Below are 25,618 nucleotides of genomic sequence, written 5' to 3' on the forward strand. Positions count from 1 at the left end.
CAGTGTCTCGGACTACGAGTCAGACTTCACACCAAACACCAAGCCTTTTGCTTTGGTCATTACTGATGGTAATACTAATAACGTAACCAAAGCTGAAATGGCCATGATACTTGCCAGGAAAAAGCCTACCGTGATGTACGGCACAAGAGGTGCGAACAACAACGGAGTGAAGCCCAACGCAATAACCAATGCATTACGGGTAATGGCCGATGCCGGTTCATCGAACATGATAGTAAAGGTTTCTTTAATGCTACCGGTTTGATTAAACACAGAACGGGTACGCTCCAGAAAGTGAATCGCAAAGTCTACCGATAAGCCTAAGGTTAATGCTGAAAGCACTGCAATTGGCATGTCGTAGTCTTTGCCCACAATACCGATTAGGCCATAAATGAAGGCAATGGTAATGGTCAGCGGCAACATGGCCAGAAAGCCAAACACCACGGAACGGAACAGGAATACCATCATAATGAATACAGTAACGAAGGCGCTCAGCAAGCTATTCAACATACCGGCAACCATGTTTTCCTGCCACACCACGTTCAGATATGCCTTACCAGCCCAGCCCACATCCAAACCTTGAGGCAGAGGATTAGCTTTAACGTATTCATCAACCAAGGAGACAACTTTGGTCATATCCTGATTGTCACCGCTGGTCAGCTGCAACCAAATCAGAGTTGAACGGTAGTCTGGCGTAACAAAGTGCCACAAGTCATTAGGTCTATGTGACGACTGGTACTGCAACAAGGTTTGCGCAACCGCATTGCTGGAATTAGGCAATTGATAATCTTTGTCTTCGCCTGAGCGCAATTCGCGGTTCACCACTTTCACCACGTCAGCTAATGAGTTGGATTTACCGACCAAACCGGAATCTTTCAGATAGTCCTGTAATTTGCTCATGTAAGCCAATAGCTCTGGGCTTTGGAACGTTTTCGAGTTGTTAGTCGCCTGTTCAGCTTGTTTCAACAAAGTTTCCAACCAAGCGATTTGATCGTCAGAATCAGCCGCAAACAACTGATCATCAATCGCAATAATCAACTGCTGTAATTGCTCTTGTTCTGGCAATGCAGACAACCTGGCTTCTGTTTCTGTATACCAATCAGCTAATCCAGAGGGCATATTTTGTTCAGATGTCAATAAACCCATGCCAGTTTTGACATTATTGTTGTCAGAAATGACAAGGTAGGCATCATAGGTTCCTGCAAAGTTTTCATTCAATACTCTGTCGGCAACGCGAATTTCGTGATCTGCTTTAAACCAGCGTACCGGGTTATCGTTAATCTGAATTTGAGTAATACCCCAAACCGAAATGCCGAAAATAATAGCGAAAACGCTTAGCAAAGCGCCTTGATGGCTATTCGCAATACGACCCAGGAACTTGGCAAACTGTGCAACACGAGAACCATCTTCGTTGTCGTGCAATGCCGCTTGTAGCTTTTCTAAAGACTCATCGCTCATACGCGACAAATAAGCAGGAATAAAGGTGATAGTCACCAAAAACGCGAACAAGATACCAAAGCCAACGAAAGCACCGAAAATCTGTACTGGCGGAATAGGAGTCAGCATCAAGGAGAAGAAACCAATACAGGACGTGATTGAGGTGTACAACATAGGTGTGAACAAGTGACCAATGACTTCTTCAACCACATCACGCAGGTTTTCACCTGGCTTATAACGATCAGAAAACTCCGAGAGTATGTGTACCGAATCCACCACCGCAATCGGCATGAGGAAGATAGCGATCATGGAAGACATGATATGCACGGTAAAGCCCATACCAATTAACAAGCCCATAGTCACAATAACCGTCGCCATTGCGACAATCATAGGCGCGGTAATCAATGGAATATTGCGGAAAAACAGGAACAACAGGATGAAAATGGTTAAGCCCGCCAAAGGCGCTGAAATACCCATTTGCACAAACATTTCAAAACCAAACTGGTCTTCTGCCACCGGCAAACCTGTGATGTACCAGTTGTCGACTGAGTCCAGTTCTTTGATATGACCGCGGATTTCTTCGGCGATACGATAGCTTTCATTTTTATCTACGATAGGAACGTAAATGGCTGCCGCCTTACCGTTTTGAGAAACCAATGTGTTGTACAACAAAGGCAAGCGCTCAATCTTCTTCTGAACCGCCAAGGCTTCTTCTTCAGAAGTTGGAGCGTCTTTCATCATCCATTCAAAGCGAATGGTTCCTTCCCCTTCCTGAGAAATGTTATCAACGGTTGAAACCGCCATTAAATCTGCGGACACAACGCCGTCGATTGACAAAATTGACACAACCAAGTCATGCATTGCGGTCAGGGATTGTTGGTTGTAAACACCCACCCCTTTTGCGCTTTGCGTGTTTACGGCTCCAACAACAATGGAATCGTACATATTGAAATTGCGTTTTGTCTGATTATGGAACACCCGGGAAGGATGGTCTGCAGACAGCATGTTTTCTGGATCTGTGTCGATCTGAATACGAGGAATCTGACTACCGATTCCGAACGTTAACAACAACAGAACCCAATAGATTGTCTTGGGTTTGGTGGTACAAAAATGCACTAGTGATTTAGCGATATGAGTCATTATTGTCCAATAAAATTTAAGCTGATCAGTTTATTACTTAAAAGTAGCAAAAGTTAGGCCATATCCAAGCTGGAAAGGAAAATTTTGGATGATAAAGAAGGGGTAAAAGTAGCTAAGGTAATAAATTTAAAAACAAAGAGTTTTGTTTTTCAGGTATTGGGGTGAGTTAGAGCCAACATGGAACTAACCCACCTTTCTCTTTTCAAAAAGTTTTAGCGAGATTTCTTGGTAAAAGTATCATCTGCAGGGGATTCAGTATAAGCACCGAGATCTTGATTCGAGCTCCAATTCTTATCCATAAGAACTCTTATCTGACTGGTACTCGAAGCAGCAGAAGGGGCATCCAGGGCTTCATTAGCAATGTCCAAAGTAGAAAAATTCTTCGACCAAAAATACCAGGTAACTGCAGCCCCATGCTTTTCTGCCAATTGCCAAAAGTCGAAATTCCAAGGTTTCAGCTCTGAGAAGGCCAGCTCATTCATCATCGCCATATTCGCATCACCTACAAATGGCGTACCAGAAGTTGGAGAGGAACGGTAAGATTCAATTGCCACACCCAAAGCTTTTAATTCAAAAGCATATTCTCTGGACACTTCACCAGTCCATTTACCACCCAAATAGTCCTTACCCCAATTCGAAGAAAATGGGTCGAGTAACACCACTCTGTCAGCACGCAAATTCGCGTTAGCGTTAAAGCGCAATTCATAAGCAATATTAAGAGCCAACTGATTTCCCAATGAATGCCCTGCTATACGTAATTCGCTGCCGTTATACCCCTGCATATTGTCCAGAACAGATTGGGTTAATAGCTGCGTTACCGATTGATTCGGCCCAGCCTGGTAGCCACTGACGGAGCTTTTCCATCGCATCCCCTGACGTGCTGTTGCGGAATAAATTTTTGACTCTGCATCCTTCACTTCTGACTCATCAGCAAACTGATTCCAATATAAAATGCCCACGTTATAACCACGATCCAACCAAAACTGTGATAAATCCATTGCTGGGCCACCTGAATTCCTGCGATCCAAGGTTTCTCGCCGGTTCGCATCCACAGAACCATTCTGCCAACCATGGATGTATAAAACCGTATTTTTATTCGGATCATAATAAGGATTAGCTTGACCAGGAATAGCCTTTTCAGCCTTCGTATAATCGAACCAATACAAACCATAATCCAGGTTTTCAAAGGTCGACGAAGGAAACGTAATTTCTGCTTTCGCAGTAAAAGACAATGAAATTAAAGCACCTACAGCTATTAATGATGCCCGTGAAACTCGATGTATTGTATTAAACATTGCATTATCCCGGGTTAATTGAAATAAAATTGCCACACGAATGAAAGCGTTTACAATAACACAGAGGGTATTTTTTGGAACTGGTTTGACCAGAAATTTAGTGAATATTTTTAACCAGACTGACGCTTAAAGTTATAAAGAAAGATTAATGTTGAAAGATAAGCCGCTTCCTTGCGGCGGGGACGAAAAAGCATCACAAAAACAAAAGTCTTCCATGCATGTATCTCGCAATCATAACTTTCCTGTTTCAATTACCGGCGTTACCCAATAGCGAATGCTGCTGGCAGCTTTCAAATCCCTCATTCCAGCGAGTAACGCTTGGTATTGCTCGGCTTCATGCAGAATATCAATGCGGAACAATTGACGATAACCCGCAACCTGTTCCGCGATATCGTATTGTGAATGCTCGCGGCTAAAGCCGTTTACGGTCGAAAGTGTAAAGCCTGAAATATCATCCATGGTCATCAGCAAATCAATGACACCATCACGGCTGGCTTCATCAACCACAACGCTTAACATCTGAGATTGGTTCATCATTTCCACTCCTAAAGCGTTAGCTTATGAGCCGCTTTATTCTCCAGTTTGAAGTAGAGAATAGGCAAAAAGTACAAGGTGACTAATGTTGATGAGAACAACCCGCCAATCACCACAATCGCTAGCGGCTTTTGGATTTCAGCACCAGGGCCTGTTGCCATCACCAAAGGCATCAAGCCGAACATGGCTGTGCTAGCCGTCATCAAAATAGGACGAAGACGATCTTTAGCTCCGGTAATCACCAGCGTAGTCAAAGGAATCGCTTTCGCCTTGGCTTCTTCAAAGTGAGACAACATCACCACACCATTCAAAACCGCAACGCCAAGCAAGGCGATAAACCCGATGGATGCTGGAACGCTGACGTATTCACCTGTGAGATACAAACCAAAAATTCCGCCCATTAAGGCAAAAGGAACATTCGCGAGAATCAACCCCGCTTTGGTTAAGGAACGGAAAGTACCAAACAGAATAATGACTATCAGAAGCAGTACCGCAGGGATCACCATTAGCAGGTTGTTAGTCGCACGGATCTGGTTTTCAAATTCACCACCATATTCAACGCTGTAGTTAGCCGGAAGCGTTACTTGCTGAGACACATTAGCCTGCAACTCTTCCACAAACCCCACCAAATCACGCCCTTGCACATTGGTAGCAATAACGGCGAAACGTTGCGCATTTTCACGCTCGATAATCGCTGGCCCTTCCGCCAATTTGATATCGGCAATATCACTCAGCAATACAGAACGACCACTATGCTCGCTATTCACCACATCTGACTCGGGCATCAAAACGCTGAGATTGCGAATTTCCTCAATAGAGGCCAATGTAGGTATGCCTTGGTACTGGCTTGAGAACATGATCGGAGTTTTCACTTTACCCTGAATCAACTCACTGATTTTTGCGCCCGTAATCTGCACGCGCAGGTAATTCGAAAGCTCAGAAGTTGTCATGCCATAACGGCTAGCTATTTCAGGATGCAGTACCACGTTCAGATAATCGCCACCTTCAATCAAGGTCATTTGAACGTCGATACTGCCAGTGGTGCTTTTTACCGTATGCGAGATTTCTTCCGCCAGTTTTGCCAGTGTCGGAATATCTTCCCCAAACACTTTTACGGTGACGGTTCCAGTGCTTCCGGTCAGCATTTCAGACACGCGCATTTGAATAGGCTGAGTAAAACCAAAGTTGATACCGGGATAACGCTGCACCACTTCACGAATGGCTTGCTCCAACTCAGCTTTGGTTTCAAAACGCCATTGATCTCTGGGATTCAGTTCCATGAACACATCGGTCTCGTTTAATCCCATAGGATCCAGGCCTAATTCATCAGATCCCGTTCGAGCCACAATTTGCTTAATTTCAGGCACTTCAGCTATCAAGGCTTTCTCAATTTGTTGATCCAGTTGAATGGATTCATTAAGAGAAATGGTGGGCGACTTTTCCAACTGCACAATGATGTCACCTTCATCCAACACGGGCATAAAGGTTTTGCCAAGCTGAGTGAACAACCCAAGGCTGAGCACCAACAAAGACATTACCACCACAATAAAAGCCGTTGGGCGATGCAAAACCTTATCCAGAGAGTTGGAATAAAGCTGCTGTAACCGCTGTAGATACTTAGGTGTGCTTATACCACCAGAGCGAATCAACAAAGATGAAAAAACGGGAATAATAGTTAAAGACGTTATTAACGCAGCGGTCATTGCAAACACAATGGTCAACGCTACCGGTGAGAACAGCTTTCCTTCCAGCCCGGTTAAGGTTAGCAAAGGAATAAACACAACAATAACAATCACAGTACCCGCAACCACTGGCTTGGCAATAGATTTACAGGCTCTGAAAATCAGGTGCATTCTAGGCAAAGGCACATTTTTGTTGAGTTGAGTCACAATGTTTTCAACAACTACAACTGACGAATCAACCAACATACCGATGGCAATTACCAGCCCCCCCAAACTCATCAAATTGGCCGATAACCCCCACTGATTCATCATCAAAAAAGTGATAATGACCGCAATAGGAATAGAGGTAGACACCACCAATGATGCATTCACATGCCCCAAGAACAAAGCAAGCAACACAATAACCAATACAATGGCTTCAAATAACGCACTGGTAATAGTGTTCACTGCTGTATCAATCAGGTTTTTACGGTCATAAAACACATTCAGTTTTGTGCCGGGAGGAAGAGTGCTTTGCAATTGTTCTAACTTGGCACGAACACCGCGAACAACATCGGCAGTATTGGAATCTTTCAGCGCTACAACCAAAGCTTCGGTTGTTTCTTCACCGTCTTTGGTTACCGCCCCATATCGCGCCAGACTACCAATGCTGATTTCCCCTAAATGCTTCAACTGAATAGGAAACCCTTCAAGATTGGTAATGACGATATCGCCTAACTCATGGGCTTCCTGAATTCGCCCTTCGGTACGAATAATCATGGAATCCGTACCAATATCCATTCGCCCCACACTGCCATTGGTATTAGCCATTTGAACCTGGTCAGCAATGTCTTGCAGCGTTAAACCCGCCGATTCAATCGCCACAGTATCAGGCGTGAATTGAACTGTTTTGGTAAAGCCACCCAAAATGTTTACATCAGCGACGCCCGCGACAGTTCTAAGCTGCGGACGAATTTGCCAATCCAGCAGGTGCTTGCGTTCCATTAATGACAAGTTAGGGTTTTCGATGCTGAACATGAACATTTCACTAAGCGGCGTACTCATTGGTGCAACTCCACCTTCAGCAATATCAGGCAAGCTAGCCCACAATCCATTCAAGCGTTCGTTGACTTGCTGGCGCGCCCAATAAATATCGGTACCTTCTGCAAAATCAAGAGTAATGGAAGTAATGGCGTATTTGGTTGTGGAACGCAAAATGGTTTGCTTGGGAATACCCAACAATTCCGTTTCGATAGGGCGAGTGATCTGCGCTTCGATTTCCTCAGCAGTCATACCCGACGCTTTAACAATAATCTTCACCTGAGTCGGTGAAATATCAGGGAACGCATCAATCGGGATTTTCTTCCAGGCTAAGGCCCCTAACGAGACCAAAATGGCGAACACCACCATAATGAAGACACGTTGTACCAGTGAGAAGCGGACTATCTGATCCAACATTTATTCGCCTCCCATACCAGCCATCATTCCCTGAACGGCACTCACAGAACGGCTTAACACTTCATTATTTGTCAGTGCAGAATTGAGCTCTAGATAATACTGAGCAACCTGGTTCACCGTTCTATTGGAAGCCAACACATTAACGGGAACTGCTTGCACTTGGTTGCCTTGTTTGACTAAAACATGAGAGCTATTTTGCCAATTAAAAACACTAGACTGAGGCACTAACATCGAGGCTTGCTCAAGCTGAGGAACAACACGTAATGTTTGCCCAAGCTTTAATGAACAGGATTCAGGTAAAGGTTCCGACCACAAACTGACATGGAAGTTCTCTGCAGTTCCCTCCATATTCTCGATTTTAATCGGCATATTGGCACATAAACGTGTACTTACTGATTCTATCTGTCCAGCTAGTTGAACCGGAGCTGCAACAGCCAAACGAATTTTGTCTGCCGGAATAATTGCACCCAAAACAGGATCCATCGTATCAAGGTTCAACATTTCCGGATAAAACAAAATCCCGTCAGCAGGTGCCATCAACTTGGCAGTGTCCATATGAGCACTGTCTATATTTAAGAGCTCAGAGAAATGCTGCAAATGACCCAGTTCGATACGTATAGCATGGTACTGTTCCGCAATCTCAGACCATACATGAATGCTAATCGCCCCCTTCTCAAACAGGTTTTTGCCTTCGTTGTAACGCTTCAAAGAAACGCCATACACAAACTCTTGAGATGCCAACTGTTCCTGAAAATGGTGTACTTCACTGCCTGATAAGGTAGCAATAATCTGCCCTTGCTTCACAGGTGTTCCATGCGGAAACAACATATCCACACGTTGTGGCTGGAAAGGAGCAGTAATCAAAAATTGCTGCGACATTGAAAAGGTTACTTCAGCCGAAAGCGGTTGCCCGTTATAGACATCAGCAGTTTTAACTTGTGTAAATTCCAGTTCCAGACTTCCAAGATCTTTAATGGCAATGGATTCATTCGCATATGCGGAGTTGCCCATAAACATCAAAGCAAGGAAATTCAATAGAACGACCTTAACCCCGGAAACTCTGCTACCAGAGAACACCGGAGACGATAAATTTGAAAAAAAGTTGGGCACATTCACGGTTCAATAAAATCCTGTAACAAGTGAGTTGAACATCTATAACTGCAATAAAAAACGCTTGCAGTTATACTTGCCGCAAGCATCTATGAATCGACTAAATTGATCATCGGGCATGTGTCCTAAAGCGTTTAAATATATGATTTTATTGGCTTAATTATCCATCCTTAGTAATGTGTTTACGCTTGAAATTGATTCAAAAATTACCCTGGAGAATTCCCTTGAAAGACAAAATCCTCGCCATTAGCTTGCTCATTATCATGGTGTTGAATCTATTGGACGTAATCACCGACACTCGCTTGCAAGTGCCGCTTTGGCATATTTTTGAAGAAGGTTTTATCGTACTGGTCTCTGGGGTTTTGGCTGTGTATCTGATTATTGAAATGCGTCACAGAACCAAACGCTTGAGTACGTTGTCTCAAGATCTGCGCGACACTGAAAGTAAACTGCAAAACATGACCGAGCAGTTTAAACAGGCTCGCCATCAATATTCCGAAGCTATCCAGAATCAACTGGAAGCATGGCAACTCAGTCAGAGCGAAAAAGACGTAGCAACCTTACTGCTTAAAGGTTTGAGTTTTCAGGAAATAGCAACGCTACGAAACACCAAAGAGAAAACCGTGCGCCAACAAGCGTCCGCTATTTACGCCAAAGCAGGGTTAGAAGGACGCCATGAGCTAGCAGCCTGGTTTTTTGAGGATTTTTTGACTCCAACAGAACCGGTTTAGATACGCTAAACGTCATCAACTGACAAATGGCCGCCTCATGCTTGATTCGAGTTAATCGCCCCCCACGCCTCTACAAAAACTCTTAAACGACAGTTCAGCAAGTTCTTTGGCAGTAAACACTTTATGTCCATCTCCCATGGATTCCTCCATCGTTAATGCGGCGCTAAAAAATAACCCTTCGATCAAATTCGTCACCCAGACAGTTGGAAAATCATTACTTATGCTGCCTTCCTTTTTACAGTATTCCACCAACTCAACGGTTTCCTGTTTTTGCTTCCTGTATATGGCGAGCACCTCTGGATCGTCCTCGGTGAGGGTGTCCAGTTTCATTAAAAATTGTAGCTCCTGAGTTAGCGGAATTACGTACTCAAACGTAAGTCTGATAGCGTCGATACCTGACTTGGCTTTCCTATTGATGGGCAAGCAAGCAGTATCAATTGCGTTAAAGCAATGAATCGCAATGCCTTTAATCAATTGCTCTCGTGTCTCAAATTGTCGGTACAGCGTGGCACGCCCCACCCCCGCATGATTGGCAATATCACTCAGTGAAGCTTCCTTATTGCTATTCAGTAGTTGTAACCCAGCTTTAAGCAAAGCGTCACGAGAACGTTTCGCCCTTGCATCGAGGTTTTTGACAATTTTAAACATTTTTCCGCCACCAAACTTATGAAACACAGTTGTATCGTATCTTTCAAGAAATTATGATACACACCTGTTTCATAAAATACAAAAAGTTAACTGCTATTTGAGGTTGGGTATGAATCTACGGAACAATTTATGGAGGCTGCTCGTTGCTGTTTCTCTGTTACTCACTGTCTTATGGATAACATTGGATGAACCTGAAAATAAACACTCTACTGAGCATGATAAGCCCGTTTATACCGTCACAGTACAAACGGTAACTCCACAAACGTCCCATATCTCTATCGAAGCCATCGGTCTTACTTCAGCTCACTGGCCGTTAGAAATTATTGCCGCAGTCAGTGGGCGAGTTAGTGAGCTACCGGAACACACTGAACCCGGTGACATACTAAATAAGGATGCCTTGTTATTATCAATTCAAGATACGGCTTATGTGGCCGAACATAGAGCCGCGCAGGCAAAAATTGAGCAGGCAAAGTTAGAAGTAGAACGTTTAAAACATGAGCAGTATGTCGTCAGTAAAATGGATAATGGCAATAAATTATCTGCTTTTGGAAAGTTTGAACCTCATATTACTGCTGCAGAAGCAGAATTGGCCGCGGCATTGGCAGCAGAAAAGCTGACCTGGCAGCAATGGCAAGATACTAAAATAAAGGCACCTTTCGATGCGGTGATCATAGATAGAACCATTACTCCCGGGCAATGGGTAAACGCAGGCGAACGCTTATTTTTACTGGCCTCTAGCACAGAACTTAATGTCAAGGTGGAGCTGTCTGCGAAAGATTGGCAACGAATTAGAACACTGTCTGATTTCAGTTCACATAAAACAAACACAGCTATTGTTATGGCTCCTGACGGCTCACAGTGGTCAGCAAGTTTGCGTTACACCAATCCAACGATGGATTCTGTAACCCGTCAACGCAGCATAGTGCTTAAAGTAGCCAATCCCTACGAAACAGAAAACACCAATTTGCCTTTGTTACCAAATCAGCAGGTGACAGTGTTGTTCAATGGTACTGAATTGCATAATGTGGTTGAAGCTCCGGCCTCTGTATTAACTGAGGATGGCAAGGTATGGTCGTTGTCGCATGGGCAGTTATTGCTTGAAGAAGTAGAAATTGTGCAAGAACTACCTGACATCGTGAAGTACCGCTACCTGAACTCACCATCAGAGCCAAGAAATCTGATTCTTTTTCCTCTCAGCACCATGTTGCAAGGCCAGCGAGCCATTGCTACGCAAGATAATTCCGAAAACGCCTTTCAAGAAAACGTACTGGAAAACTAAACAATGAAAGCATTAACAAGATGGTTTCTGGATAACCCAGTCGCAGCAAACTTACTGATGGCGTTCATATTAGTAGCAGGTTATTTAAGCTTTAAAAACCTGCGAATTGAGAGCTTTCCTCAAATTCCGGCTTCACAGCTCATCATTTCTGTAGTCTATCCGGGGGGTACTCCCAAACAGGTTGATGAAGGCATAACTCAACGTATCGAAGATGCTATTAGTGGGGTGCCAGGAATTAAAAGCATAATGAGCCAATCTTCCATAGGTTATGCCGAGGTAACAGTAAAGAAGAAAACGGGCGTAAAGCTCGATCGCTTAATGGAAGACATTCGTAATGAAATAGAAGCTATCGTCGGCTTTCCAGCACAAGCAGAACGCCCTCAGATTTACCGAGATGAGTTTGGTAATTTGGCCGCATTTGTATTGGTTTATGGAGGTGATGATCCGCATCTGTTGCAGAAAGTGTCAAGTCGCGTACAAAACGCCCTGAAAAAGCACCCGGAAATTTCTAAAGTTACCAACCTGGGTAAGCGTAAAGCTGAATTAGTGATTGAACCAAACCAGGCTCTAATGCAGCGCTATAACCTGCACATTGAAGATTTAGCAACGCGAATAGATCAATGGTCGTTTAACTATCGAAGTGGTGAACTTAAAACCGCCCGAGGCAACATCACCTTGCGAGGCGACAGCTATTCCGACAATCTATTAAAGCTGCAAAACTTACCCATTATCGTCACCCCAGAGTCAAACGTAACGCTCAAAGACATTGCCACGATCAAACGCAGTTTTGAACAAACCGACAGTATTGTTCGCTTTGAAGGTAAACAGGCAATTGCCTTAATGGTTTCCACCAGTCAGAAAGACAACCTGCTTCGAGTCAGTGAAGCCATTGATAACACATTACAGGAACTTCAACCTACTCTACCTGTCGGGATCCATGCAACAGTAATGGCAGACATGGCTCCTTACATTGAAGAACAATTATCATTGTTAGGCACAAATGGTTGGCAAGGTTTGCTGATAGTTATCCTGCTTTTAGGATTATTTTTAGAAGTAAAACTGGCTCTGTGGGTTGCATTGGGTATTCCGGTATCACTCGCGGGCACTGTTTGGCTAATGGGTTTACCCGCTCTTGACTACAGTATTAATGACATCACCTTATTTGGCATGATCCTGGTGTTGGGTATATTAGTAGATGATGCAATAGTAGTCGGTGAAAGTATCCACCAGGCGCGACAAAAATACCGGAATCCAAAAGAGGCCGCATGGCATGGTGTTAATTCCGTAGCCATAGCGACCATGTTCGGCGCTCTCACGACCATCGCAGCGTTCTCACCCATGCTATGGATTGAGAATGAATTGGCTAAAGTGCTGGCTGGATTTTCCGCTGTCGTTATTTTTGCGCTAACGTTCTCATTAATAGAGAGCAAGTTTATACTGCCTTCACACCTTTGCTTACCCATGCATTCTGAGCAAAAAACCAAGCCTTGGTACACACAAATTCTGCATACTGCCCGTAAGTTATGTATGGCAGGACTAGATTGGTTTTCACTCCGTGTATACCAGCCAGTTCTAAAACTCGCATTACACAACAAAGGCAGCGCGCTAACCTTGTTTGTGGTTATTATGCTTTTAGCTTACGGCGCCTTGATGAAAGGACACATTCGCTCCGTTTTTTTTCCTGAAATTCCCGGACGATATGCCACTTTAAAAGTCACCATGGCTCAAGATGCAGCCTTATCGTTAACACAAAGCCATATCCCCAGGTTAGAGGCCGCTATCGTCAAAACCAGCAAACAATTGCAGCAAGAGTATGGATTAGATAGCGAGCCGGTTCAGCGTTATTTAATTTCCATGGAAAATGGCAAAGTCATAGAACTGACTGCTGAATTGACTAAAACCGCTCTGTCAGACATTCCCGGTGATCGATTCCTGCAAGTGTGGCGCGAAAATACAGGGCAGATAGAAGGCAGTTATGCCGAAAACTTCACATTGGCAGAAGAACCAGCGGGTGGCACAGCAATTACAGTGTCTGCAGAGAGCCGTGATTTAGCTCGCTTTGTGGCACAACAGTTAAAAGAAGACCTGCGCTCCTTGCCCGGCGTGAATGATGTATTCGATGACTCTCAGGACGGGAAAAGACAATTGCAAGTTAAGCTCAATGAAAGAGGCGTTCAGTTGGGCATAGATCAACGTCAACTCGCCATTTTGGTTGGCGGAGCTTTCGGGGAAATCGAAGTACATCGGCTATTGGATAAAGGTCAAGAAGTCTCCGTTAAAGTCCGCTTGCCTGAACAGGAAAAGCGCTCAATCGAACAACTAAAATCAACGCCTGTATATCTCGGTAAAGATAGCTACGTGAGTTTGGGCGAAATTAGCGACCTCACATACAGCCGACAACCAGAAGTGCTTTATCGTCGAAATAGAAATGAAGTTGTCAGCATTTACTGGAAACAAAACCGCTCAGTAGCTTCACCGGAAGAAGTATGGGAGCAAGTAAAAAGCCAATTATTACCAGAACTTAAGGAGAAGTACCCTCAAGTCCAAATCGAGGCAGTAGGAGAATTTGCAGAAATACTGGAAGTACAAGCAGGCTTTCAAAAAGCCATGCTGATGACGATTCTGCTGATATACGTTTTGTTGGCGATACCTCTTAAATCATATTGGCAGCCATTGATTATTATGTCGGTTATTCCCTTCGGATTCGCTGGCGCTATTTATGGTCACGGTGTAATGGGACTATCAGTAAGCTTATTATCGATGTTTGGTATGATGGCAATGACAGGCGTTGTCATCAACGACTCTTTAGTGCTAATGACGCGTTTTAATCAACTTTACCGCTCAGGAATGGAAGTCAAAGACGCACTTATCGAAGCAGGAAAAAGTCGTATGCGGGCAATCTTCCTGACAACAGTAACAACGGTTTGTGGCCTGCTACCGTTACTCACTGAAACCTCTGAGCAAGCACAATACTTAAAACCTGCAGCGGTATCATTAGTGTTTGGTGAGCTATTGGCAACGCCCATTACACTAATATTGATCCCTGTACTGTTAGGGTTGGGACGCTATAAGCGAAAAGAATCGAACAATATTGATAATTCACAGCTGTTAACTGAGGAGTTTGAAAGCTCTTAAACGAAAATTGCGGCACTTACCGAGGTAGGTGCCGCAATACTTATGACATTTGTAATATAAGCTTCGTCCAATGTATATCCCTATACTTTTCCTTCAACACTATTGTTTCTTTGCTCATATGTTTGAGCATTAATTTTGATGAACTGTTTTTCGTCCTAAAAACAAGCGTACTAGTAATTCAGCGTAATACGCTTCGACACATAAACCCTTGCGATAGAAGTAAATTGTAGGGATATTTATGCATATGTGTTAATAAATGGACGACAGGTTTTATCACTCAGGCGACATTGCGCAGAAATAAAAATAAGATATTGTTTTTTATGGCTTTATTTAAATTAATAAATAATGGTCATATATTAAAATCTTTTAAATGATTAAAATCCAACCACAAAACGTGCATACATATCAGAAAAGATAGAATTTTCAGTTGAAAACTAAACTTCAGTACAGTTTCTCATTTTCGTGATTCCACGATTATTTATAGGAATATTCGAATTTCACCGGCAAATCTTTACTTATGTGCGAAATACGCTCCGCAATAAACAGAGTCTTGCACAATCCACGACGAGCTATAATCAATATCCTTGCAGCGTCTATAGTCACCCTATTGTTCGCAACTCATTTCAGGGGCATCCTCAAAAGCAGAATGTAGTAACACTTATCTAAATCCGTCTATTAGCAGATTCTCATTACTTGATGTGAAATTGATTGGAAATTGCTCTGGAAAAATGGCCTGAAGAGGGTGATACAGCGGTGCTGGTGTAGGGGGAGTTATATGCAGCACTTGCTCAATCGCAAGTGCTGCTCGTTATTTTTAGTTTTATTTAATTACGTCCCTATAATTTCCTTCAACACTTAATTGCTTTGCCCATCTGAATACTGGACTTATTTTTATTTGAATTGATTTTTATTGTGCCCTTATGTTCCGTAAGGGAAGTGTCAGAATTTGGTAGTTATTCTTTAAACACTTTTCTCTGACTGCCTTGAGATGTTCCCAGTTTAGTCTTGTTAAATCGGTAGCGTTAGGAAATCGCCGACAAAGTTTATCAATATTGCGACAACATCAAAAATTAACCGCAAACAATTGATTTATAATGATTATATTTTTATATAAACACCGTTTAATAATTAATTTATTCCTAAAAGCACCTATTAGGTAATATTTATGGACTCGTGATTGGCGTTTTTAACGCTCCGAATGAGCGCTTGATTTTCTCTGCCCACAATTTATTCATTCAATTCCAAGCACCGTTAGAACCAGAACAAGCATCACACTAAATAATCTGGAATATTGTGAGGTTGGAATGTAGCCATTAACTGATAAGCAATACGGTTGACTATCTTGGCAATCAAACCAAGAGATGAATTGCCTGCCGCAGGTTACAAATGAATAAACGGAAAAGAGAAATATTTTAAGAACGGGAACTTTAAATTAATAGGTAAAAGCCAAAACGAAAAAGGCGAGCCGAAGCCCGCCCCAACAGTAGTGTTGTTCAATCGTTTTTAGAAGGAAACGGTAGCCGTTGTTGTACAAGTGCTAGTGCTTTCTTCACAAATTTGATAGGTGTAGGTTACGCCGCGAGCCTTAGAATTCATGCTATCGGTGTAAGCACCATCGTTAGCGGTTGTTACAACCAATTGACCATCACGGTAGATGTCAACATTGCTGGTAGTTGCGCCAGCCCAGCTCAAGTCAACTGTGTGGTAGCCACGAACTTTGTAACCGCTGGCTGTCATGGTGAAGTCACCACCGCCATTGTTACCACCAGCACAACCATTAGTTGTCAGGTAATTATTAGCAGCGCCAGCTTTTACCAAGCCGTAACCGAAGTTGACGTCATGGCCAGCTGCACCTTGATCTTCAGCAGTCGCTTTAAGCGCTGCACGAATCTCTTCACCTGTACAGGTTGGGTGATTAGACCAAACCAATGCTGCAATACCTGTTACTGTAGGTGTCGCCATTGAAGTACCACTCATAGTACCGTAGTCACTTGTTACAACATCAACGGTGGCAGTGCTTGCTGCCAAAATAGCCGCGCGATCTTCAAGAGCTGCACCAATAGCAGGAATAGTTGTTGTGTTAGGGTCACCCAATGTGCCGTAAAGCATGCCAGCTACGTTATTGATAACTACGGCACCAATACCACCAGACGCTTCACAGTTAGCAACTTTATCGTGGAATGAGATGTTACCGCGGTCGATAACACAAATCTTGCCATTAGCAGCTGAGTCAACAGCTTCTGCTGTACCCATGAAGTAAGTGGCACCTGTGGCAGAACCAAAGTTTTCCATTGCAGAAGATGCAAATGAAACACCATCAGCGCTGAATGAAGACGATGTCGCCATACCTGCAGGGTAAGTAGATAGAGTGTCTACACCACCAGCAGCAACTTCAACACAGATAGTATCGTCAGTTCTCGCATTGGGGCCTTTACCTGTAACACAAGTAGGAAATTGAGAGAAATCAGCGATGTTGTTGTTGGCATCAGCAGCACCAATCATCATCACTGAAGAGTAAGCAGCAGGGTATGATGCAACATCATTACCGTCGTTACCCGCAGCAGCCAAAACCAAACCGCCCGCGTCACGGAATGCATTAAACGCGTTTTCTTCTGTCGCGTTTGCACCACCGCCACCCAGGCTCATGTTGATCAGGTTTGCACCTGCAGCAGAACACAAGTTAGCCGCGTGAGCCAAGTCAGAAGAATAGCCCCAGCCAGCAGCATTAAACACCTTGATAATGTGCATATTTACGCCAGGCGCCATACCAATTACACCGTAGCTGTTGTCAGCCGCACCGATAGTACCAGCAACGTGAGTACCGTGAGGGCCACCGTTTTCAAACCAGTTACCTGTGCCTGAATCGTTGTCACCTGTAATGCGGCTCCATACGAAGTCAGGGTTAGTTTGATCCAGACCGGAATCGATAACACAAACCTTCATGCCAGCATTAGCATTAAAGTTAACCAGATTTGCTTCTGCCTGGTAGTAACCGTAAGGGGTAACCTGTTGAACCATAGGATCGCCAGCGTCATCGCTGTAAACAGCCATTGGGCGACGAACGAAATCTTCTTCAACCAATTTAACGTGAGGGTTGTTCATCAAGCCTTTGACTTGATCTAACGATTTGCCTGCGAATGTCGCAGCAATAAAACCGTTTGAATCTAGTTGGATTTCACCACCAGATTGTTTAGCCAAGGCTTTAACAATGCCTTTACCGGCATTGTCTACCTGGATGATGTAACGGTCGTTAGCTGCATTTGCAGAGAATGCTGTAGCAACTGCTGCAGCCATAAGAGTAGATGTAAAAGCTTTTTTCATCTTAACTACTTCCTTCAATTTCAACACTGATTATTTTGCCCAACTTTGTATTTGGGTTTTCTCGCTTTACATACTCCGTTATTAGGGACTAACCCTAGCGAATGACGTTTATGTTTTGGTAGTTATCATTCGACTCGAAAACTCCGTGAGTTCGTTCACTCTACCCCGATTCCCAAGATCACAGTTATGAACTTGGCGACAGCTTTTTATACTTATGCGACATCACCTTTTTCACATTTATAAACCATTGTTTTTATTTGGTTAAATATTTAATTGAACAGCATTCATTTTTTCTTTTGTGCAAAAAATAGCAGCATTATAGTTATTAAAATTAATAACACTTACATTTTAGAGTTTAATATTTACCGAATACTTTCCGAAAACCTTGCTCGTTTGCATCACTGATTTTCGTCTAAAATTTATCTACTTTGATGTGAATTTTAATACCTGGTTTGATAGATGCTTCTTGCAACTTGAGCCGGATAATCTTATGTTTTGAAGACCTGATTTATAAAGGGATCCAATGTGAGACAAATGCCTTCATTATTCTTCTTAGTGCTTGTGACGCTATATAGCGGGTTGGCTTGTGCTGAAACGAATGAAGAAGACCTTAAACAGCTCCGCAAATGGTTCTCACGCGCAGAATCCATAGCTCACAGTCCCAATAGTAATGAATCAAAGTTTCTCATTAAGAAGCTAGAGGATTATCCCCTGGCTCCCTACGTTCATCTCAAAACGCTAATGCGTTACCCTTTTTTATCGAATAAAACCAAGATAGATGAATTCCTGACCAAGTATGAAGGCTCACCGCTAGACAGGCCCTTAAGAATGAAGTGGCTGAAGTATTTAGCAGGGCAAAATCAACAAGCCATGTTTTTACATTATTACCGAGACATTGGTGATGCCGGTTTACGCTGCCATAACATTGAGTTCAGGCTCGCCAGACCCGAGTTACGCCAAGCTGCTCTGGAAGAAATTGATGAGCTCTGGCTAGTAGGCAATTCACAGCCTAAAGCTTGCGACAACGTGTTTGATGAATGGACAAATGCCGGACGGCGCACTGCGGATATGGTCTACGAACGGCTAAAGCTGGCAGCTGATGGCGGCAACCACACCTTAATCCCTTATTTGAAAACCCTATTACCGGAAAACAAACAGTATTTAGCCGATTTATGGATGAAAGTAAGACGCTCTCCGAGTTATGTCAGCCGCGCCACCAGATTCCCGGGCAAGTTGCCACAACTGGAAACGGAAATTTTGTCTTATGGTCTTAAACGTTTGATATGGAAAGAACGAGATTTAGCACTGAAAAGCTGGGAAAGCCTGTCTCGCCAATTCCCTTTTAGTGATGAACAGAAAAAACAGATTACTGAGCGATTCGCACTGGGTCTGGTTATCGTAAATCACCCCAAATCAGAACAATGGCTAGAACGCGCCAATGATTTAACGTCCGACGAAGAACTATTTCGCTGGCATTTGGCTCATGTGTTAAGGGATCAGGATTGGAACCATGCAATGGAAGTCATTAACTCTGCACCTGAAGATTTAACCGATTCGGAGTCATTCCAATATTGGACTGCGCGCACCCTGGAAGAGCTGCAAGCAAAAGACAAAGCCACCATAGAATTTCAAAACCTGTCGGAAAAACGCGATTATTATGGGTTTATGGCCAGCGGCAAATTGGACAAAGCGCCTTCTATCGTCGATAAGCCCCTCAGCTTTACCGAGCAGGAGTTACTACTGATCGCTAACCATCCTGCTGCGTTACGCGCCTATGAATTTCTGCAATTAAAGCGGTTTACCAGTGCCCGCAGAGAGTGGCGTTATCTGGTATCTTTGTTAAGCGAAGAGCAAAAGAACATGGCTGCTGTTCTCGCCGATAGCTGGGGCTGGCATGATCAGGCCATTCGAACTTTTGCCAAAGCGGGCTATATGGATGATGTTTCCCGTCGTTTTCCTTTGGCTTATAGAGACACGCTTGAAAACAGCGCAATGCAAAACAATATTTCCCCAGCTTGGGCATTTGCCATCGCTCGTCGCGAAAGTTCATTTATGGCCGATGCTAATTCTGGAGCAGGCGCTAGAGGCTTAATGCAGCTTCTACCAGGAACGGCTCGCTATCTGGAAAAAGACAAAGTAAAAAACAGAGAGCTATACGATCCTGACTTCAATGTGCAATTGGGTACAAGATATCTGCGCTATTTAATGGATCGCATGGATAACAACCCGATTCTTGCCACCGCTTCCTATAATGCTGGCTGGCGTCGTGTAAAAGACTGGCTACCAGAGAACGGCACTATGCCAATGGATATCTGGGTTGAGAACATTCCTTACAAAGAAACTCGCGATTATGTCAAAGCCGTTATGGCCTATAAGCAGATTTATTTGCAGCAGTTAGGGAAGGAAGAAAACCTGTTTAAAGACTTCACTCACATGAAGATCCCTCAATCTGGCAGCTTTTAGTTCCAGTACGTTTCGGTAAATACTTGTTACTCCCATGCCTTAAAGGGTAAGGCAAGTATATGATAACCTCTGGTCAGGATAAGAAGTGGTGGCAAAAAACAGCCATCTCAAAACACTTCCTTATCCCGACTAGGGGTTATGATAGTATGTGTCTCATTAATCATTCAGTTTTATCGGGTATCTAATGACAGTTCAACAACTAGAAAATAGCTACAAAGAACACATTCAACGATTGCAAAACATTACCAAAGAAGCGATTCAACGCGAAGGCATTGACGGTATTGTGATCCATTCAGGGCAAGCAAAACGCAAGTTCCTTGATGACAACTATTATCCCTTCTCAGCCAACCCGCTATTCAAAGCCTGGTTGCCTGTTGTCGATAATCCTAATTGCTGGTTGATTCTGGATGGCGAATCCAAACCCAAGTTAATTTTCTATCTCCCAGTCGATTTTTGGCACAAAGTGCCACAAGAGCCGAATGATTTCTGGTGTAGTGAATTTGATATTCATTTATTGAAAAAACCAGAAGCGGTCGAGAAGTATCTTCCTTACGACAAACAAAAATACGCTTACATGGGCGAGTACATTGAGGTTGCCCGTGCATTAGGTTTTGATTTGGTTAATCCCGATCGCGTGCTGCATTACATTCAATATCAGCGCAGCTACAAAACCGAATATGAACAAATTTGTATGCGCGAAGCCGGAGCCATTGCGGTGGCAGGCCATAGAGCAGCAGAACAAGCTTTCCGTCAAGGGAAAAGCGAATTTGAGATCAATCTGGCGTACCTGATGGCAACGCGCCACGGTGAAAATGAAGTACCTTACACCAATATTGTCACACTTAACGAAAACGCGGCGATTCTACACAACACTGTGCAAGACCGAAGCGCACCTGCGCAACATCGCTCGTTTCTAATTGACGCCGGTGCAACCTTTAACGGTTATGCTTCTGATATCACTCGCACCTATGCCTTCGATGAAAAATCGGAATTCGCCGATCTGGTTCGCGAAATGGACAAGGTAACGCTGGCATTGGTTGATGAATTGCAGCCTGGCCGTGACTACACCGATATTCAATTATCTGCACATCGTAAAATTGCAGGGTTACTCACCGATTTCGGCATTGTTAATCTGGTTCAGGAAGATGTGCTACGGGAAGGATTGGTTAAAACCTTCTTCCCGCATGGCATTGGCCACTTCCTCGGAATTCAGGTACATGATGTCACCGGATTGGTCGCCGATGATCACGGCACACCAAAACCCGCACCGGAAGAGCACCCATTCTTACGCTGTACGCGCATGATCGAACCGAATCAGGTTTTCACCATTGAACCCGGGTTGTATTTCATCGACAGCTTGTTAAAAGAATTAAAAGCGACGCCACAATCAAAATATGTGAACTGGGATAAGGTTGATGCGTTTAGACCTTACGGCGGTATTCGCATTGAAGATAATGTTATCGTTCATCGTGATCGCAATGAAAACATGACTCGAGATTTGGGGCTGGGCTAAATCCTATTAGCCCCAATAGCCTCAAACACAGGAAAGTCGAGAAAGATCCTAACTTTCGCTTTCTTCTTCAAATTCTTCATCAACGAGTGTATCCCGCGCAATTTTAGGTAATTTGTGCGGGTTATCTTTGCGTAAATCATCATCATCGGGAAGCGGCTGCCCAGTGTATGCGTGCAGAAACGCTTCACACAATAATTCCGAATTAGTTGCGTGGCGAAGGTTGTTAACCTGGCGACGAGTACGCTCGTCCGTCAGGATTTTCAATACTTTCAGCGGAATCGATACGGTAATTTTTTTAACTTGTTCACTTTTTTTACCATGTTCCGCATAGGGATTGATATACTCACCATTCCATTCTGCCATTAAATTGCCCCAATGCTGTTTATTCTGAGTGGAATTGTAATCTTTACAGGTCGTCAGTCAAATTTAGATGTCTAAACTGCTTGACGGCTCGCCAAATGGTAATTAAATTGGTAGCAGTATTTAGCCATCTAAACGTCTAAAGTTGGAGTTAACATGGGTTCCTATGCACAGGGTATCGACGCCCTTAACCAATCAATCTCTGAATTAAAGGATATCAACGTTTCGTTTGAATTCTTCCCGCCAAAAAATGAAGCGATGGAAGAGACCTTGTGGAAGTCAGTGCAACGTTTGGCTCCATTAAAACCATCTTTCATGTCGGTCACTTATGGTGCCAACAGCGGTGAAAGGGATAGAACCCATGATGTGGTTAAGCGTATTCAAACTGAAACCGGTATTACCGCAGCTCCGCATTTAACTTGTATTGATGCGACAGCCGACGAATTAAAACAAATTGCCAAAGACTACTGGGACAACGGTATTCGCCGCATTGTTGCGCTTCGAGGCGACATGCCGGAAGGTATGACAGAGCCAGTCTCTTACGCAGCCGATCTGGTTGAACTGCTAAAAGGTGTGGCAGATTTCGACATTTCTGTTGCTGCTTACCCTGAAACTCATCCCGACGCGCCTAACGCTCAATTCGATTTATTAAATCTGAAACGTAAAGCAGAAGCCGGGGCAAATCAGGCAATTACACAGTTTTTCTTTGATATTGAAGTGTTCTTGCGATTTAGAGATCGTGCCGCTGCAGCAGGCATAGACATTCAGTTAGTGCCCGGTATTTTGCCTGTCACTAACTATAATACTCTGTTGCGCTTCGCTGGCTTTACCAATGTTCATGTGCCAAACTGGTTGCATCGAATGTATGAAGGCTTGGATGACGGTGATCAAACCACCCGTAACCTGCTTGGTGCCAGCATCGCTATGGACATGGTGAAAGTATTGGCAAAAGAAGGGGTACGAGACTTCCACTTCTACACCCTGAACCGTAGCGAACTCACCTATGCAATTTGCCATATTTTGGGAGTTCGCCCAGAGTAAATAGCCATAGGGATACAATGCCAACGAACAATTCAGGCGACCAGAATAAATCCGGTAGTCAAAATAAAGGAAACGTTACCAGCATCGTTAAAGACGGTCACAGCAGCACTGACAGCAACAACACTGTCAATAAGTCTGTTGATGTTGATGGTCATGATGATGACAATGCTACTGAAGAAATCGTTTCCATCGTTGGCGTGCTAACCAATAGGGCATCCTTGTTTGCCTTTATTAAAGGATGCCTTAATCAAATCAGAGATGACCGCATTGGTGTTACAGCAGGGCACTTAGCCTACGTCACCCTGTTATCTCTGGTTCCTTTCGTTGTTGTTTTCTTCGCTATCTTGTCTGCTTTCCCTGCTTTTGCAGGTATTCGCGGGCAACTAGAATCCTTTGTTTTTACCAACTTTATGCCTGCCGCGGGCGATGTGGTGCAAAAATACGTGGGCGAGTTTGTTGGTAACGCCTCGGAAATGGGCATGATCAGTATTTTAGTGCTAATGGCGGTTGCCTTATTGCTAATTTCCAATATCGACAAATCCCTTAACCAGATATGGGGCACACCCAGCCAACGACGCCCAATATTCACCTTTGCCATCTACTGGATGGTACTGACACTAGGCCCACTTCTGGTTGGCAGCAGTTTGGCCATCAGCTCTTATCTGGTCTCTCTCACAGCCTTTGCTGATGAATATACTCCGGGATTAGGCACAGCATTTCTGAAACTCACTCCCTTCCTAATCTCTTTTGCCTTTCACTTTGGCGTTTACATGGTCGTACCCAATAAACAGGTTAAAGCTCGACACGCCGCATTTGGGGCGATTTTCGCAGCGCTTTTGTTTGAATTAGGAAAAGTGTTATTTGCCCTGTACGTGACTGGCTTTCCTTCCTATCAAATCATTTATGGCGCATTGGCTGCCGTGCCCATTCTTTTTGTTTGGGTTTATTTGTCATGGACGATTGTGCTACTTGGAGCCATCGTTACCGTACAAATAGAGAAAATAGCGAAAACCTGATTTCTGAAGTTGTGAAAAATCATGAGCGAACAACTAAAAGCAGCTTCTCAACGAGTACAGGATTACCTGTCAGAAAAGGGCAAACAGTTTGTTGTTAAGCAACTGCCAAGCTCGACTCGAACTGCACAAGAAGCCGCAGACACCATAGGCTGTTCCGTTTCCCAAATCGCCAAGTCCTTAATTTTCAAAAACAAACAAAATGACGAGCCAGTGCTCATCGTAGCCTCTGGCACCAACATGGTTTGCACCGATAAAATCGAGCAGGCAACCGGTATTCAATTGGCTAAAGCCGATGCAGATTATGTGCGAGAAAAGGTAGAGTTTGCGATTGGTGGTGTGCCACCGGTTGCCCACAGCAGCAATATCACCACCATTCTTGATCCCGATCTGAAGCAATACGAGACGATTTGGGCAGCAGCAGGAACCCCTAATTCCGTATTTGAACTCAGGCCGTCGGATCTGGATGAATTAACGAAAGGTCTTTGGGTAGCTTTGGCGAAGTAAACTCACTCTTCGCCAAACAATGAGGGCAGTTGCTAGTTCTGCTTAATCAAACTAATAAACTCATCCGATTGAGCAATAGAATTGTTCATCTCTTTAATTAACTGCTCAATGTCCTTTTTGATATTTTCAAACTCACCTTGCAACGCACCAACCGCGCTGGCATTCAGGTTATGTTTTAGGTAAAGCACATTGTCCTGCAAAGTCGCTAACACAGGGTTCATACTGGCTTCGGCTTTACGCATGGTTGCAAGTAAGCGTTGATAACGTCGCTGGGTTTGGTGCAACTGTTGTTCGCTCTTACGACGCAACGATTCGTTGTTGTATTGCTCAAGTTCAGTCGACCATTCATCAAACAAGGCTTCTGCCACATCTTCAATGCTGTCGATGCGCGCACCAACACGTTCCGCACTGCTTTTGCTGCTCTCGTATTGGTCTTTCAGCGCTTCGTAAGTATCTTGCAATTCCCCGCCGTGGAAGGAAATCAAGGTACTGAGGCGTTCGAGCGCATCAGTAAACTGCTCCTGAGCCTCCTCCTGAGCAGATTTTGCAGATTCCACCCTGTCAGCCAGAATGTCGCGCTTTTCAACGCCCAGCTTCTCCCAGGCAGAATAATAGGCACTCTGACATCCTGCCAGAGTGAAGAATAAGCTAAAAAGGATGATTCGGATCATAGGCTTCGCTAATCGTTACCGGATTTGTATTTGGCAGCATCAATGATAGACCACAGATGAAAAATCGCGCCGACAGGCCACAAAAATATAAAAATGATTGTGAATGCCAAGCCATAACATGCCCAGGTTACCAAAAAGAACATGATAGCTTTTAGTAATCGACCTTGTACTAATTGACCCAATCCTGGCATAAAGACATTGCATATTGCCGCGATGACATTACCACCTGAACCTTGACCAGCCATAGTATCTCCTTTTAATACGTTAACGAATTACCATCAGTCTCGTTGCTTGATGGCTTTTA

General features: G+C 43.8%; 18 protein-coding genes. 8 read left to right on the forward strand and 10 right to left on the reverse strand.

Annotation, left to right across the window (positions count from 1 at the left end; all coding sequences use genetic code 11):
• Positions 1–12: 12 nt before the first annotated feature.
• From KIH87_RS18510 to KIH87_RS18530, 5 genes are all read right to left on the reverse strand, one after another.
• Complete coding sequence (locus KIH87_RS18510) at positions 13–2,574, reverse strand: efflux RND transporter permease subunit (RefSeq protein ID WP_232359329.1); 2,562 nt, start codon at positions 2,572–2,574, stop codon at positions 13–15.
• Between the two features lie 212 nt (positions 2,575–2,786).
• Positions 2,787–3,869, reverse strand: coding sequence for an alpha/beta hydrolase family protein (locus KIH87_RS18515; protein WP_232359330.1), 1,083 nt, complete (start codon positions 3,867–3,869; stop codon positions 2,787–2,789).
• Between the two features lie 231 nt (positions 3,870–4,100).
• Complete coding sequence (locus tag KIH87_RS18520; RefSeq protein ID WP_232359331.1) at positions 4,101–4,406, reverse strand: DUF3240 family protein; 306 nt, start codon at positions 4,404–4,406, stop codon at positions 4,101–4,103.
• Between the two features lie 8 nt (positions 4,407–4,414).
• Positions 4,415–7,522 (reverse strand): efflux RND transporter permease subunit, encoded by a 3,108-nt coding sequence (locus KIH87_RS18525; protein WP_232359332.1) that lies wholly within the window; start codon positions 7,520–7,522, stop codon positions 4,415–4,417.
• A complete protein-coding gene (locus KIH87_RS18530) occupies positions 7,523–8,533 on the reverse strand; it encodes an efflux RND transporter periplasmic adaptor subunit (RefSeq protein WP_232359333.1) in 1,011 nt (336 codons plus the stop codon).
• 323 nt (positions 8,534–8,856) lie between these two features.
• Here KIH87_RS18530 and KIH87_RS18535 point away from each other — a divergent pair, with 323 nt between their 5' ends.
• On the forward strand, positions 8,857–9,363 hold the full coding sequence (locus KIH87_RS18535; RefSeq protein WP_232359334.1) for a helix-turn-helix transcriptional regulator: 507 nt from the start codon (positions 8,857–8,859) through the stop codon (positions 9,361–9,363).
• A 51-nt stretch (positions 9,364–9,414) separates the two neighbouring features.
• On the opposite strand, the gene KIH87_RS18540 is transcribed toward KIH87_RS18535, so the two are convergent.
• Entirely contained in the window at positions 9,415–10,011 is a 597-nt protein-coding gene (locus KIH87_RS18540) for a TetR/AcrR family transcriptional regulator (RefSeq protein WP_232359335.1), read from the reverse strand.
• Positions 10,012–10,120: 109 nt separating this feature from the next.
• Here KIH87_RS18540 and KIH87_RS18545 point away from each other — a divergent pair, with 109 nt between their 5' ends.
• Positions 10,121–11,290 (forward strand): efflux RND transporter periplasmic adaptor subunit, encoded by a 1,170-nt coding sequence (locus KIH87_RS18545; protein WP_232359336.1) that lies wholly within the window; start codon positions 10,121–10,123, stop codon positions 11,288–11,290.
• 3 nt (positions 11,291–11,293) lie between these two features.
• Complete coding sequence (locus tag KIH87_RS18550) at positions 11,294–14,425, forward strand: efflux RND transporter permease subunit (protein WP_232359337.1); 3,132 nt, start codon at positions 11,294–11,296, stop codon at positions 14,423–14,425.
• Positions 14,426–15,928: 1,503 nt separating this feature from the next.
• On the opposite strand, the gene KIH87_RS18555 is transcribed toward KIH87_RS18550, so the two are convergent.
• Positions 15,929–17,746, reverse strand: a complete 1,818-nt coding sequence (locus tag KIH87_RS18555) for a S8 family serine peptidase (protein ID WP_232359338.1) — start codon at positions 17,744–17,746, stop codon at positions 15,929–15,931.
• A 534-nt stretch (positions 17,747–18,280) separates the two neighbouring features.
• Between KIH87_RS18555 and KIH87_RS18560 the strand changes: the two genes are divergently transcribed.
• Both KIH87_RS18560 and pepQ read left to right on the forward strand, forming a co-directional pair.
• The gene (locus KIH87_RS18560; protein ID WP_232361524.1) at positions 18,281–20,209 is read left to right on the forward strand and encodes a lytic transglycosylase domain-containing protein; all 1,929 of its coding nucleotides are present in this window, start codon (positions 18,281–18,283) and stop codon (positions 20,207–20,209) included.
• Positions 20,210–20,393: 184 nt separating this feature from the next.
• Positions 20,394–21,722: a Xaa-Pro dipeptidase gene (gene pepQ / locus KIH87_RS18565; protein ID WP_232359339.1), complete on the forward strand. Its 1,329-nt coding sequence runs from the start codon at positions 20,394–20,396 to the stop codon at positions 21,720–21,722.
• Positions 21,723–21,770: 48 nt separating this feature from the next.
• Here the strand turns inward: pepQ and metJ are convergent, their stop codons facing one another.
• Positions 21,771–22,085, reverse strand: coding sequence for a met regulon transcriptional regulator MetJ (metJ, locus tag KIH87_RS18570; RefSeq protein ID WP_232359340.1), 315 nt, complete (start codon positions 22,083–22,085; stop codon positions 21,771–21,773).
• 153 nt (positions 22,086–22,238) lie between these two features.
• Between metJ and metF the strand changes: the two genes are divergently transcribed.
• From metF to KIH87_RS18585, 3 genes are read left to right on the forward strand one after another with little or no spacing between them, the layout of a single operon-like run.
• Positions 22,239–23,123, forward strand: coding sequence for a methylenetetrahydrofolate reductase (gene metF / locus KIH87_RS18575; RefSeq protein ID WP_232359341.1), 885 nt, complete (start codon positions 22,239–22,241; stop codon positions 23,121–23,123).
• A gap of 17 nt (positions 23,124–23,140) precedes the next feature.
• Positions 23,141–24,139 (forward strand): virulence factor BrkB family protein, encoded by a 999-nt coding sequence (locus KIH87_RS18580; RefSeq protein WP_232359342.1) that lies wholly within the window; start codon positions 23,141–23,143, stop codon positions 24,137–24,139.
• 21 nt (positions 24,140–24,160) lie between these two features.
• The gene (locus KIH87_RS18585) at positions 24,161–24,643 is read left to right on the forward strand and encodes a YbaK/EbsC family protein (RefSeq protein ID WP_232359343.1); all 483 of its coding nucleotides are present in this window, start codon (positions 24,161–24,163) and stop codon (positions 24,641–24,643) included.
• 32 nt (positions 24,644–24,675) lie between these two features.
• Here the strand turns inward: KIH87_RS18585 and KIH87_RS18590 are convergent, their stop codons facing one another.
• Together KIH87_RS18590 and KIH87_RS18595 are read right to left on the reverse strand one after the other, a co-directional pair.
• A complete protein-coding gene (locus tag KIH87_RS18590) occupies positions 24,676–25,314 on the reverse strand; it encodes a DUF2959 domain-containing protein (RefSeq protein ID WP_232359344.1) in 639 nt (212 codons plus the stop codon).
• A gap of 8 nt (positions 25,315–25,322) precedes the next feature.
• Positions 25,323–25,559 (reverse strand): hypothetical protein, encoded by a 237-nt coding sequence (locus KIH87_RS18595; protein WP_232359345.1) that lies wholly within the window; start codon positions 25,557–25,559, stop codon positions 25,323–25,325.
• Positions 25,560–25,618 lie beyond the last annotated feature (59 nt).

It is taken from the genome of Paraneptunicella aestuarii (assembly GCF_019900845.1).
Taxonomy (GTDB): Bacteria; Pseudomonadota; Gammaproteobacteria; order Enterobacterales; family Alteromonadaceae; genus Paraneptunicella; species Paraneptunicella aestuarii.

What these genes read in the sequence shown, in the direction of transcription:
- KIH87_RS18525 (WP_232359332.1), bottom strand. Translation starts at nt 7,522, where the DNA reads ATGTTGGATCAGATAGTCCGCTTCTCACTGGTACAACGTGTCTTCATT.
- KIH87_RS18545 (WP_232359336.1), top strand. Translation starts at nt 10,121, where the DNA reads ATGAATCTACGGAACAATTTATGGAGGCTGCTCGTTGCTGTTTCTCTG.
- KIH87_RS18595 (WP_232359345.1), bottom strand. Translation starts at nt 25,559, where the DNA reads ATGGCTGGTCAAGGTTCAGGTGGTAATGTCATCGCGGCAATATGCAAT.
- pepQ (WP_232359339.1), top strand. Translation starts at nt 20,394, where the DNA reads ATGACAGTTCAACAACTAGAAAATAGCTACAAAGAACACATTCAACGA.
- metF (WP_232359341.1), top strand. Translation starts at nt 22,239, where the DNA reads ATGGGTTCCTATGCACAGGGTATCGACGCCCTTAACCAATCAATCTCT.
- KIH87_RS18560 (WP_232361524.1), top strand. Translation starts at nt 18,281, where the DNA reads ATGCCTTCATTATTCTTCTTAGTGCTTGTGACGCTATATAGCGGGTTG.
- KIH87_RS18510 (WP_232359329.1), bottom strand. Translation starts at nt 2,574, where the DNA reads ATGACTCATATCGCTAAATCACTAGTGCATTTTTGTACCACCAAACCC.
- KIH87_RS18590 (WP_232359344.1), bottom strand. Translation starts at nt 25,314, where the DNA reads ATGATCCGAATCATCCTTTTTAGCTTATTCTTCACTCTGGCAGGATGT.
- KIH87_RS18550 (WP_232359337.1), top strand. Translation starts at nt 11,294, where the DNA reads ATGAAAGCATTAACAAGATGGTTTCTGGATAACCCAGTCGCAGCAAAC.
- KIH87_RS18580 (WP_232359342.1), top strand. Translation starts at nt 23,141, where the DNA reads ATGCCAACGAACAATTCAGGCGACCAGAATAAATCCGGTAGTCAAAAT.
- KIH87_RS18515 (WP_232359330.1), bottom strand. Translation starts at nt 3,869, where the DNA reads ATGTTTAATACAATACATCGAGTTTCACGGGCATCATTAATAGCTGTA.
- metJ (WP_232359340.1), bottom strand. Translation starts at nt 22,085, where the DNA reads ATGGCAGAATGGAATGGTGAGTATATCAATCCCTATGCGGAACATGGT.
- KIH87_RS18520 (WP_232359331.1), bottom strand. Translation starts at nt 4,406, where the DNA reads ATGATGAACCAATCTCAGATGTTAAGCGTTGTGGTTGATGAAGCCAGC.
- KIH87_RS18555 (WP_232359338.1), bottom strand. Translation starts at nt 17,746, where the DNA reads ATGAAAAAAGCTTTTACATCTACTCTTATGGCTGCAGCAGTTGCTACA.
- KIH87_RS18540 (WP_232359335.1), bottom strand. Translation starts at nt 10,011, where the DNA reads ATGTTTAAAATTGTCAAAAACCTCGATGCAAGGGCGAAACGTTCTCGT.
- KIH87_RS18585 (WP_232359343.1), top strand. Translation starts at nt 24,161, where the DNA reads ATGAGCGAACAACTAAAAGCAGCTTCTCAACGAGTACAGGATTACCTG.
- KIH87_RS18530 (WP_232359333.1), bottom strand. Translation starts at nt 8,533, where the DNA reads ATGGGCAACTCCGCATATGCGAATGAATCCATTGCCATTAAAGATCTT.